At 68.5% G+C, this 11,317-nt stretch carries 10 protein-coding genes; 3 read left to right on the top strand and 7 right to left on the bottom strand.

Annotation, left to right across the window (positions count from 1 at the left end; all coding sequences use genetic code 11):
• The first annotated feature begins 142 nt into the window (after window positions 1-142).
• The gene (locus IJ15_RS0100715; protein WP_031936431.1) at window positions 143-1,363 is read left to right on the top strand and encodes an ABC transporter substrate-binding protein; all 1,221 of its coding nucleotides are present in this window, start codon (window positions 143-145) and stop codon (window positions 1,361-1,363) included.
• A gap of 76 nt (window positions 1,364-1,439) precedes the next feature.
• On the opposite strand, the gene phoU is transcribed toward IJ15_RS0100715, so the two are convergent.
• From phoU to IJ15_RS0100685, 6 genes are all read right to left on the bottom strand, one after another.
• Window positions 1,440-2,129: a phosphate signaling complex protein PhoU gene (phoU, locus tag IJ15_RS0100710; RefSeq protein ID WP_031936430.1), complete on the bottom strand. Its 690-nt coding sequence runs from the start codon at window positions 2,127-2,129 to the stop codon at window positions 1,440-1,442.
• Between the two features lie 83 nt (window positions 2,130-2,212).
• Entirely contained in the window at window positions 2,213-4,189 is a 1,977-nt protein-coding gene (locus tag IJ15_RS0100705) for an LCP family protein (RefSeq protein ID WP_031936429.1), read from the bottom strand.
• Window positions 4,190-4,326: 137 nt separating this feature from the next.
• Entirely contained in the window at window positions 4,327-5,187 is an 861-nt protein-coding gene (locus IJ15_RS0100700; protein WP_231569380.1) for a DUF5996 family protein, read from the bottom strand.
• Between the two features lie 157 nt (window positions 5,188-5,344).
• Window positions 5,345-6,487, bottom strand: coding sequence for a tRNA dihydrouridine synthase DusB (gene dusB, locus IJ15_RS0100695; RefSeq protein WP_031936427.1), 1,143 nt, complete (start codon window positions 6,485-6,487; stop codon window positions 5,345-5,347).
• 98 nt (window positions 6,488-6,585) lie between these two features.
• The gene (locus tag IJ15_RS0100690; RefSeq protein WP_031936426.1) at window positions 6,586-7,539 is read right to left on the bottom strand and encodes an acyl-ACP desaturase; all 954 of its coding nucleotides are present in this window, start codon (window positions 7,537-7,539) and stop codon (window positions 6,586-6,588) included.
• A gap of 191 nt (window positions 7,540-7,730) precedes the next feature.
• Window positions 7,731-8,648 (bottom strand): LysR family transcriptional regulator, encoded by a 918-nt coding sequence (locus IJ15_RS0100685; RefSeq protein ID WP_031936425.1) that lies wholly within the window; start codon window positions 8,646-8,648, stop codon window positions 7,731-7,733.
• A gap of 96 nt (window positions 8,649-8,744) precedes the next feature.
• On the opposite strand from IJ15_RS0100685, the gene IJ15_RS0100680 reads away from it, so the two are divergent.
• Complete coding sequence (locus tag IJ15_RS0100680; protein ID WP_051918422.1) at window positions 8,745-10,019, top strand: MFS transporter; 1,275 nt, start codon at window positions 8,745-8,747, stop codon at window positions 10,017-10,019.
• Here IJ15_RS0100680 and IJ15_RS0100675 read toward each other — a convergent pair.
• Window positions 9,951-10,511, bottom strand: coding sequence for a hypothetical protein (locus IJ15_RS0100675; protein WP_231569376.1), 561 nt, complete (start codon window positions 10,509-10,511; stop codon window positions 9,951-9,953). The genes IJ15_RS0100680 and IJ15_RS0100675 overlap by 69 nt on opposite strands.
• Before the next feature lie 203 nt (window positions 10,512-10,714).
• On the opposite strand from IJ15_RS0100675, the gene IJ15_RS0100670 reads away from it, so the two are divergent.
• Window positions 10,715-11,257 carry a hypothetical protein gene (locus IJ15_RS0100670; RefSeq protein WP_051918421.1) on the top strand — a complete coding sequence of 181 codons (543 nt, stop codon included), beginning with the start codon at window positions 10,715-10,717 and terminating at the stop codon, window positions 11,255-11,257.
• The last annotated feature ends 60 nt before the right edge of the window (window positions 11,258-11,317 follow it).

Genomic DNA, 11,317 nt, shown 5'->3' with positions numbered 1-11,317 from the left:
GAATCGCCCAAGAATTGCTCAATGTTTGATTACGCTCCTCCCTCAGGTCGGACGGGACCCCTGGGCGATGCCTGAGGGGTGCGCCGGCTCGGGCAGTTCCGCTGTCCGGAATGCGCAGCGCCTATCGAGGAGGACACATCACGTGAAACTGAAGACCCTTGTTCCTGCCCTCGCCGCCCTCGCCGCCATCAGTCTTGTGGCCACGGGATGTAGCGACGACAGTTCCGCCGACCCGGCCCAGAATGCCGCGACAGGCGAGCCGATCAAGGTCGGCCAGATCCTCTCGATCCAGGCGGGCGGCCTGTCCGTCGCCAACATGGGGGCCGGCATGACCGCGTCGGTCGAGGCCCTCAATTCCCGCGGCGGTGTGGCCGGTCGACCTCTGGAACTGGTCCAGTGCGACTCGATGGGCGACCCCAACAAGGAGGTCGACTGCGCCAACAAGATGGTCAGCGAGGGAGTGGCCGCCACGCTCGCGGACTTCACCCCCGCCTCGCCCGAGTCGGTGTCGCAGATCCTCGCCACGGCCGGCATCCCGCGGATCGGCATGAACCCGATGAACATCGCCGACTTCACCTCGCCCAACGTGTTCACGCCGTTCGCGGGGTCGCTGCTCACGCTGTACGCCAACGTCGACGCGCTGGTCTCCCAGGGGAATACCAAGCTGTCGTTGATGCGTCCGGATGTCCCGGTCGCCGCGATGCTCAGCCAGATGCTGGCCCCGGCGGTGCAGGCGCAGGGTGCCGAGATCGTCAACGAGGTGGCGGTGGGCGCGGGTGCCACCGACTACACCCAGTTCGTCGCCGCGGCCGAACGTAACGGTGCGCAGGGCGTGATCATGGCGTTGACCGCCACCGAGTCCAACCAGATCGCGGACGCATTCGAGCAGCTCGGCTCGAAGCTGTCCTTCGCGATGCCCGCCACCAACTTCACGCAGGCCGACCTGCAGAACCTGGGCACCTTCGCGACGTCGTCGATCTACACCAGTCCGGTGCCGGCCCCGTCGTCGAGCACCGACGACTTCCCGGGACTGGTCCCGTTCCTCGACGACATGTCCGCGTCCGGTGAGACGGATCTGGAGACGGCCAACCTCAACGGCACCGAGATCTTCTCGTGGCTGTCGGTGCACGCGTTCGCCGAGGTCGCACAGAATCTCGACACCGTCGACGCAGCCACGGTGACGCAGGGATTCCTGAGTGCGACGGACATCGACATGCTGGGCCTGGTTCCGGCGTGGACCCCGAACGCGGTGGAGCCGTTCGGCATCTTCCAGCGCGTGTCGAACTCGATGATGTACAAGATGACGTTCGACGGTGACGTGGTCGTCACCGATCCGAACATGTTCGATCTGCGCGCGGGGTAGCGCAGACGCAGAAGGTGCGGGGTCCGGGAGCATGACCTGCTCCCGGGCCCCGCACCGTTCGTGCGGGAAGTGCTAGCTAGAGCTCCGGGTACGACGTGAGGTCGTCGGCGTCGTTGCGCGATTCGACCGGCATCTTGCCGGTGACGAGGAAGATGACCCGGCGTGCGACCTCGACGGTGTGGTCCGCGAAACGCTCGTAGAAGCGGCCGAGCAGGGTGACGTCGACTGCGGCGGCGACGCCGTGCTTCCACTCGCGGTCCATGAGCACACTGAACAGGTGGCGATGGAGATCGTCCATCGCGTCGTCCTCTTCGTTCATCTTCGCGGCCCGCTCGGGATCGCGGGTCTCGAGGACCTCTTCCGCGCCGGCGCCGAGGGCGACGGCGATCCGGCCCATCTCGGCGAAGTAGCCGTTGACCTCCTCGGGGAGGACGTGGTTGGGGTGCCGACGGCGGGTGATCTTGGCGACGTGCAGCGCGAGCGCGCCCATCCGGTCGATGTCCGAGACGATCTGGATGCCACTGACGACGGATCGCAGGTCGCCGGCGACCGGGGCCTGCAGTGCCAGCAGGGCGAAGGCCCGCTCCTCGGCCACGACACTGAGTTCGGTGATCTTCTCGTGCTCGCCGATGACCTGCTCGGCGAGCCCCAGATCGGCGTTGAGGAGGGCCTGGGTGGCCTTCTCCATGGCCGCCCCGGCCAAGCCCGCCATCTCACCGAGAGTGTCGGCGAGCTCGGTCATCTGTTCGTTGTAAGCGACGCGCATGAGATCACAGCCTACGGTGCAGCGGAAACCAAGTCACCACGGTCAGGTGAACGTCGGGTGAATGACAGGCACAGTTCAGGCGGTCAGAGGCAGGGATTGTCCATCGCGTTGGTGACCGCGAGGTCGGCCGGCAGTTCGATCTCCTCGTCGGCGCCGATGCGGGTGGGGCCGGAGTCGACGGGGGTGCCGGCCTCGGCGGGGGCGACGAGTGTCTGGTCGAAGTCGCTGCCGAGGACCACCTCGACGATGTTGCCGAGACCGGACGCGGACTCGAGGACCGCGCCGGGAATGGTCGACGCGACGGTCGCGGCCTCGGCCTCGCGGCCGGGGGAGAACCGGATGACGTTCTGAGTGCTGGTTCCGGTGTAGTTGCCGACGCTGTAGATCTGGAATCCGTACACGGCGAACCGGTCGGCGGTGGTGGCGGCCAGTCCGGAGACGCCCGAACCGTTGGACACCTGCAGCGTCACCTCTTCCGGGCTCAGCGCGATCTGGTCGGCGGCCTGCTCCGGGGCCGGTGCGGCATCCTTCTTGTCGTCGTCGGCGGCGCGCTTCTCCCCGGGGAGGGGCTCGTCGTCGATGATCGCCTTGAAGATGTCCTTGATGTCGTCGAGGCGGGGGATCTCGTTGCCCCACTCGTTGGTTCCGGCGGTGGGGACGGTGATGAACGTGACGGCGCCGGCATCGACGTTGCGCAGCGACTGGCCGAGCGTGAGCAGCGACTTGGTGTCGATGTTCTCGACGAACGTGGACTTCGTGAACGCGTTGACGAAACCGGTGAGCTTGCTGGGATCGAACAGCACCTTGCCGGACATCGCCTCGCGCAGCAGTGCCGACAGGAACAACTGCTGACGTTTGATCCGGCCGTAGTCGCCGTTGCCCTCCGAGTCGACGTGCCGGGCGCGCACGTAGTCGAGCGCCTTCTTGCCGTCGAGGGTGTGATTGCCGGCCGTCGGCAGGATCGTGCCCAGTTCGCCGTCGATCAGTGGCTGCGGGACACACACATTCACGCCGCCGACCTCGTTCACCATGCTCTCGAAGCCGGCGAAGTCCATGCCCACGAAGTGGCGGATCTTCACGCCCGACATCTTCTGGATCACCTTCACCAGGCACTTCGGTCCGCCGAGGGCGTAGGTCGCGTTCAGTTTGTCGCCGTCGGCGGCGGGGTACGTCTCGTCGGTGTACTCGCCGGTCGCGTTGTCCCAGCCCTGACAGACCGGGCGCTCCACGTCGAGGTCGCGGGGGAACGACACGGCGACGACGCGACTGCGGTCGGCCGGGACGTGGACGAGCATGACGGTGTCCGAGCGGGCGCCCTCGGCGTCCTCGACGGTGCCCGCACCGACGGCTCCGGCGGCTCCGGCCCGCGTGTCGGTGCCGACGATCAGATACGTCTCGTCGCCGGTCTGTCCGCCCGGGTCGATGATGTCGGTCGAGTCGGTGTCCAGAGCGGCGATCTGCGAGAAACCGCCCTCGGCGGACCTCAGGTAGCTCCACACGACGCCGGTCGCGAGCAGCGTCATCACCGCGACGAACGCGACCGCGGACCGTCCGAACACCAGCAGCTTGCGTTGCTTACGGCTCTTGCTCGCGGCGAGCCGGGTCGGCTGGGGGCTGCCGACGGCCTGCGGCGACGCAGTCGTCACGGCCTCCTCCACCCAGTTCTCGGCGGGCGGCTCGGACTCGTCGTAGGACTCGTCGTAGGAATCGTCGGTGTACGGGGGGTCGTCGGTGACGGCGGGGATGACCTCGGTCGATTCCGGATCGTCGACTGGCGCCCGGGTGTCGTCCGCGTCCGAGCGGGTGCGCCGACCGCGGGAAGACCGACTCGCCGGCCGGCCCACTTTCGCCATCAGGTCGGCGACGGACAGCCGTTCGCTCGGCTCACTGTCGTCCACGCGTCGGTTTCCGGTACCGGGGGTGTCGATCGCGTCCGGATCGGATTCGTGCCGTCCGTGGCGGCGGGTCTGCGCGTCACGGTAGGTGCTGTCGGCGAGGGAACGCTCCCAGGGCGCGCGGCCTTCCGGCGCGGCGTGACCGGGATTGTGCTCGTCACCCACCGATTCGCCCTGACCTCTCCGCCTCCAAAAAAGTACCGTCGCTCGACGACGTCGCAATGATACTGATCGATGCCGTTCGCGGCATCAGTCCGTTGGCGAAAGTTCCGTTCGTCGCACGCGGATGCGGGCGTGACGGATCAGTGGCGCGACGTCCAGCGTCGCGGGTCGCACTCGAGTGCCGCGCGGTCCCAGCCGGCGTTGTCGGCGGCCGCCGCGTAGGTCGACTGCAGAAAACGTTGCAGCGTCGTATCGGGGTCGTCGGCGGTCCGGACGGCCTCGTAGGGCAGCAGGAACTGCCGGTGTTCACTGCTGTAGAACGCCTGATCGGGTGCCACCGGGGCGTCGGCGAAACCGTCCGGCTCCGGGTAGGCGTACGAGTAGAACGCACCCTCCTCGCCGCCGCCGGGCCAGAATCCGCAGCTCGACAGTTCGTGCGAGTAGCCCTCCACCATCACCCAGTCGCCACAGTGGGGTGCGCCACCCGGATGTTTCGGGGCGGTACGCCCGGAGAACCGGGTGCACGCCATGTCGAACGAACCCCAGAAGAAGTGCACCGGGCTGACCTTGCCGAGGAAGTGGGACCGGAACCGGTGCATCCCGCGGTCCGCCTGGACCAGCTGCTGCCAGAACAGATTGGCCGCCGTCGCGTCGTACGACGCATGCACGGTGTCGTCGGCGAACGGGATCGCGGTGGCCACCTCGTTCGGCATCCCCGAGATGTGCGTCTCGATCCCCAATTCGTCGAGTGCGCCGAGGACGCGGGAGTGGAACGTCGCGACCGTCATCGGTTCGAGCGCGAAGTCGATCCCGGCGCCGCTGCTGTCGCGAATGCGGAGACGGTGATCGCACAGGTCGAATTCGATGTCGAAGGCCCGGTTACGGTACGGGATCGTCGACGTCGTCAGCCCCCGGGCGCTCACGTACAGCGGTACCTGCCACCAGTGGTTGACCAGTGGGGTGTGCGCCATGCGGACCTTGCCGACGATCTGCGTCCACATGTGCAGGGTGTCGCGGGTGGGTACCCAGTCCGCGACCCGCAGCGCGGGCCAGGCGTCCGAATAGGCGAGTGGAGCGGCCACGACGTCTCCCTCCGGAAGGTTCCTCGAGGATCTGCAGCTTCTCCGGAGTCTAGGCGTCGCAGACTCTCGGTCGGGGCTATCCGCCGGAATGCATGATGTCGGCGCCGGCCGGGACGAGGGTGTCCTCGGGGTCGTCGAGCCAGCCGTCGGGCAGCGCGACGGTGCCGGGTGAACCCTGACGGCCCCGCGGGCCCTCGGCGTCCTTGGGGAACGGCACGGTCGGGTCGAGCTGGCCGAGGAAGTCCTCGAGTTCGGCGAGCGAGGACACCCGGGCCATCCCGTTGCGCAGTTCGGAACCGGCGGGGAAGCCGCGCATGTACCACGCGATGTGCTTGCGCATCTCGCGCACGCCCCGGTCCTCGCCGTGGTGGTCGGCCAGCAGACGCCCGTGCCGCACCATGATCGCGGCGACCTCGCCGAGCGTCGGCGGCGTCGGGATCTCCTTGCCGTTGAGGGCGGCGCTGAGCTCGGCGAACAGCCACGGCCGGCCCAGGCAGCCGCGTCCGACGACGACGCCGTCACATCCGGTCTCGGCCATCATCTTCTCGGCGTCCTCGGCGGCGAAGATGTCGCCGTTGCCGAGCACCGGGATGTCGGTGACGTGTTCCTTGAGCCGGGCGATCTCGCTCCAGTCCGCGGTGCCGGAGTACCGCTGCGACGCGGTGCGGCCGTGCAGCGCGACGGCGGCGGCGCCCTCGGCGGCGGCGATGCGTCCGGCGTCGAGATGTGTGTGGTGCTCGGCGTCGATGCCGATGCGCATCTTCACGGTGACCGGGATGTCGGTGCCCTCGGTGGCCTTCACCGCGGCGGCGACGATCTGTCCGAACAGTCGGCGCTTGTACGGCAGCGCCGAGCCGCCGCCCTTGCGGGTGACCTTGGGGACCGGGCAGCCGAAGTTCATGTCGATGTGGTCGGCCATGTTCTCGTCGACGATCATCTTCGCTGCGGCGTACGTGATCTCGGGGTCGACGGTGTACAGCTGCAGCGACCGCGGCGTCTCGGTGGGGCCGAACGTGGTCATGTGCATCGTCACCGGGTGCCGCTCGACGAGCGCACGGGCCGTCACCATCTCGCACACGTACAGGCCCGATGTGCTCCCGGCGCGCTCGAGCTCGAGTTCGCGGCACAGGGTGCGGAACGCGACGTTCGTGATGCCGGCCATGGGGGCGAGCACGACGGGGCTGCCCAGCTCGAGCGAGCCGATGCGAAGGGGTGACATGAAGACCTCGGGATAACGATTACGGGAGACGAAACTGTGCCCGGTACCGAATCCGGTACCGGGCACAGGATAGCTGCAACGGGGCAGGTGGCGACGTGTCAGGACGCCTTCTCGGCGCGCGCGGCATCGCGGGCGAGCGACCGGTCGCGCATCTCCTCGAACTTGGTGGCCTTCTGCTCGAGGTCTTCGAGGAACGCGGCGAGCTCCTCACGGGTGTCCTCGCCGCGGGCGGTGAAGTCGGTGCGATCGAAGACGTTCCACTTGCGCAGCACCGGCATCACGACCTCTTCGAGGTGCTGGCGCAGGTCGTAGATGCCGTGCTTGGCCATCAGTACGCCGTTGCGGCGGAAGTTCGGCATGCCGGCTCCCGGCATCTCGAAGTTCATGATGATGTCGGACACGGCCTTGAGGGTCTGGTCGGGTGCGATGTCCATGGCCGCGCCGCAGATGTTCCGATAGAAGATCATGTGCAGGTTCTCGTCCGCGGCGATCCGCTGGAGCATCTTGTCGGCGACCGGGTCCTGGCAGGCCTTGCCGGTGTTGCGGTGCGAGACGCGGGTCGCGAGCTCCTGGAACGTCACGTACGACACGGAGTGCAGCAGGCCCACGCTGTCGCCGGCCGGCGAGTTGTAGCCGTTGGTCATGTGGATCATGCGGGCGTTCTCGAGTTCCACCGGGTCGACGCCGCGGGTGACCACGAGGTAGTCGCGCATCACGATCCCGTGGCGATTCTCCTCGGCCGTCCACCGGCCCACCCAGGTGCCCCAGGCGCCGTCGCGCGAGAAGTTCTCGGCGATCTCGCGGTGGTAGGAGGGGAGGTTGTCCTCGGTGAGCAGGTTGGTGATCATCGCGGCCTTGGCGACCTCGTCGAGACGGGACTGCTCGGGGTCCCAGTCCTCGCCGCCCATCGCGGCGAAGTTGCGGCCTTCGTCCCACGGGACGTAGTCGTGTGGATGCCAATCCTTGGCCATCGACAGGTGGCGATTGACGTTGTCTTCGGCGACAGGCTGCAGTTCCTGCAGCAGCTCAAGCTGGGTGAGATCCCGCGACATCCGGTTCAGCCTCCGTAACGAGTTGGTGACACGCATTCCTCGGGGAACGTGCTGCAAACCTACGGTACCGTAGGTTGAGTGGTGAAGGGGATGCGTGAGTGGCAGCAGGTGCTGCTGAGTGGTCCCCCCGGGGCGGCACGTCCCCTGCGGTCTCGCTGTTGCCGAGTCCGCCGTGTCGACTGTGTCGGACGTTACACGTCGGTGACCTTCGGGGAGTCCGTTTTCCACGCTTCTCCCCGCCGTGAATCTGCGGTGAATCGGAGGAACCGCTCCGCGGCGTTCGGCAGCGGCCGCCCGGCGGCCCACACCATGCCGATGTCGCGTCCGGCGCCGCGCAGGGGCACCAGCGTCACGCCCTCCGGCCAGGCGTGCGGCTCCTGCCACGGCATCACCGCGACGCCGAGGGCCGCCGACACCAGGCCGCCGATGGTGGCCAGCTCGCTCGACTCGAAGACCACGTTCGGAACGATGCCGGCCTCGGCGCACAGTTCGTCGAAGATCCGACGCATCCCGTAGTCCTCGTGCATCCCGATGAACGGTTCGTCGGCCGCGGCGCCGAGGTCGACGACGGTCCGGTTGCTCAGCGGGTGACCGGCCGGGACCGCGAGGGCGAGCCGTTGGTGCGTGACGGCCGCCCAGTGGACCTGCGAGGTCCGCGGCCGCGGAGACACGAATGCCAGGTCGTCGCGGCCCTCCACGACTCGGTCGACGAGGGCCTGCGCGGCGTCCTGGTAGAGGGAGAACGTGACGTGCGGGCGCGCGTCGCGGTACGCCCGCAGAACCTCCGGGACCAGCCAGGTTCCGAACGAGTGCAGGAAACCCAGCCGCACGGTGCCGCCGTCGGGGCTGCCCAGTGACGCGATCTCCCGCTGTGCGGTCGACAGTTCGGCGAGGGCGCGGCGGGCGTGTTCGAGGAGCACTCGCCCGCTGTCGTTGAGCTCGAGTCGGCGGCCGTGACGGTCGAACAGCGCGACGCCCACGTCGCGTTCGAGCCGGGCCAGCCGACGCGACAGCGTCGGCTGGGAGATGCGCAGCATGTCCGATGCGGCCGTGACCTGTTCGGTCTCGGCGAGGACGACGAACCAGCGCAGGCTCTCGATCAGTTCCACCCCGTCACCTTATGCACAGGACGCATGTACAGCTGTTGATGAATGCATTTCCTTTGTTTGTCAGTCGTCGCGATGATGGTCGACGGAGGCAGACGGATGAAGAACAAGCTCGCGGGTGGACCGGTCGTGAGGTCGTCGCACCCCCACGACGCTCGTCCCGCCCGCGGATCGCGGGAGTACCGCGCGATCACCCTCGCGCTGTTCGCGGCCGGACTCACCACGTTCGTCTCGATGTACTCGGCGCAGGCGCTGATGCCGGCGCTGACCGACGATTTCGGCGTGGCCCCGGCCGTGGCCGCGCTCGCGGTGTCGGTGACGACGGGAATGGTGGCGGTCGCGATCATCCCGGCGAGCGTGCTGTCCGAGCGCTTCGGCCGGACCCGGGTGATGGTGACGTCCGCGGCGGTGTCGAGCGTGCTCGGCGTGCTGGTGCCGCTGAGCCCGAGCATCGAGGTGCTGCTGGTCGGGCGGGCCGTGCAGGGGATGGCGCTGGCCGGGATTCCGGCGGTCGCGATGGCCTATCTCGCCGAGGAAGTCGGCTCCCGCGATCTCGGATCGGCGATGGGCCGCTACATCGCGGGCACCACGATCGGTGGCCTCGTGGGCCGACTGGTCCCGTCGGCGGTGCTCGACGTCGCGTCGTGGCGCTGGGCGATGGAGGCGGCGTCGGTGCTGGCGTTGGTGCTTGCCGTGGTCATGACCCGAGCGCTGCCGCCGTCCCGCAACTTCCGGCCACAACGGGTGCATCCGAGGATCGTGCTCTCGAATCTGGCTGGGCACCTTCGTGATCCGGCGCTCGCCACGTTGTTCGCCTTGGGTTTCGTGTTGATGGGCGGCTTCGTGTCCGTCTACAACTTCCTCGGCTTCCGGCTGCTCGCGCCGCCGTTCTCGCTGCCCGAGGCGCTCGTGGGTCTGGTGTTCCTGCTGTATCTCGCGGGCACGTACACCTCGGCTGCGGCGGGCACGGCCGCCGACCGATTCGGGCGCGCGACGGTCCTGCTCGGCGCGGTTGCCGTGATGGTGGCGGGACTCGCGATCACGTTGACGACGCTGCTGCCGCTGGTGCTCGCCGGCATGCTGCTGTTCACCGGCGGATTCTTCGCCGCGCATTCGGTGGCCAGCGGGTGGGTGGGGCTGCTCGCCACCGAGCATCGCGCGGAGGCGTCGTCGATGTATCTGTTCTCGTACTACCTGGGGTCGAGTGTCGCGGGCGCCGCGGCGGGCGTCGCCTACGCGTGGGGCGGCTGGGCGGCCACGGTCGGGTTCGTCGGTGTGCTGCTGCTGATCGCGGTGGCGGGAGCCTCAGGAATGTTCCGGCAGTCGCGTGTCGGCCGGGGACGTCGCGAGCACCGCGACGGCGGCGGCGAGTAGCAACAGTCCGGCGCCGGGCCCGGTGACGGTGCTCGGTGCGATGTCGGTGACCAGTCCGACGACGAGGGCCACCACGGCGACGGCGGTGATCGCGATGCCCAGCGGGACCAGCCACAGGTCGCCGAACAACCGGGCCAGTGGGAAGAAGTGGATGCCCACACCGGCGCAGACCCAAACCGTGGTCCAGGCGCCGAGCCCGAGGGCGCCGAGCACGATCGCGCCGGCGAGGAGAATCCCGAATTCGGCGCCCACGACCACGTTGTAGCGCCGTCGCACCTGTGGATCGGACATCGGCGTGTCCTCCCCGGTGCTGCGGATCGCGGTCACGATGCCCGCGATCACGACGAGCACGGCCACGATCTGGCCGGCCACGAGTACCGCGCGGAGTTGGTCGGGCGCCTCGGCGGACCCCCAGCCGAACCACATGAGGGCGAAGAACCCCTCGATCACCGCGGTGATGCCGCGAGTGCGGGTGTTCGAGGGCGGCGGCATGGCGGTCACCGTGCCATCGAACCATCGACGGACCGCATCGTCGCGTCGAAAGTCTTGCGGCCGTGCGGGTGAGAGGCACACAATCGCGCCATGGTCGCGAACGAACGGGGCGGGCACCGCCCCTTCCGGATGCGTACCGGGGCGCCGACGACGGGAGGACGGACGTGAGCGACACCGCCACCACCACACAGCCCAGGGCAGGGATGCCGCCGTGGACGAAGAAGGCGATCTGGGCGGGCGTGATCCTCGCTGCGCTGGTCATCGCGTACTTCGTCCTGGCCGCATTCCTTCCGCGCTGGTGGGCGCAGCGCGTCGGCGCGCTGGCGTCGGGCAGTTTCTCGCAGGGCATCGCGTGGGGCCTGCTGTACGGGTCGCTGTGCACGGCGGTTCCGTTGCTGCTGTTCTATCTCGCGTGGCGTTCGCGCCGCCGCACGCACGCGAAGGTGTGGGTGATCGCCTTCCTGGTGCTCGGCATCGTGGTCGCGATCCCGAACCTGCTGACGTTGACGGTGGTGCTGGGCGGCAACAGTGCCGCGCACGCGGGGGAGCGCACGATGGACGTCGACGCGCCCGGTTTCCGGGGGGCGTCACTGTGGGGAGCGATCATCGGGGTCCTCGTGTTCGCGGCCGTCGTGTTTCTCGATGTCCGGTACCGCAGGCGCGGCCGGGAACTGACGGAACTGCGTGCCGATCTTCATCAGCGGGAGCCGGAGTCGTCGGGGGAGGCGCCGGGCCCCGAGATGTGATCGGCGGTGCCTTGCGCCGAGTCCGTGCGCGGCGCAGTCTGGGCCGGGGGCCGCGTTCGA

Source organism: Prescottella defluvii (genome assembly GCF_000738775.1).
GTDB classification, from domain to species: domain Bacteria; phylum Actinomycetota; class Actinomycetes; order Mycobacteriales; family Mycobacteriaceae; genus Prescottella; species Prescottella defluvii.
This window is presented reverse-complemented; position numbering and strand designations above follow the sequence as displayed.

Excerpts from the sequence above, each read along its gene's own strand:
- phoU (WP_031936430.1), bottom strand. The coding sequence starts at position 2,129 with ATGCGCGTCGCTTACAACGAACAGATGACCGAGCTCGCCGACACTCTC.
- IJ15_RS0100700 (WP_231569380.1), bottom strand. The coding sequence starts at position 5,187 with ATGTGGACGCAGATCGTCGGCAAGGTCCGCATGGCGCACACCCCACTG.
- dusB (WP_031936427.1), bottom strand. The coding sequence starts at position 6,487 with ATGTCACCCCTTCGCATCGGCTCGCTCGAGCTGGGCAGCCCCGTCGTG.
- IJ15_RS0100690 (WP_031936426.1), bottom strand. The coding sequence starts at position 7,539 with ATGTCGCGGGATCTCACCCAGCTTGAGCTGCTGCAGGAACTGCAGCCT.
- IJ15_RS0100680 (WP_051918422.1), top strand. The coding sequence starts at position 8,745 with ATGAAGAACAAGCTCGCGGGTGGACCGGTCGTGAGGTCGTCGCACCCC.
- IJ15_RS0100675 (WP_231569376.1), bottom strand. The coding sequence starts at position 10,511 with ATGCCGCCGCCCTCGAACACCCGCACTCGCGGCATCACCGCGGTGATC.
- IJ15_RS0100670 (WP_051918421.1), top strand. The coding sequence starts at position 10,715 with ATGCCGCCGTGGACGAAGAAGGCGATCTGGGCGGGCGTGATCCTCGCT.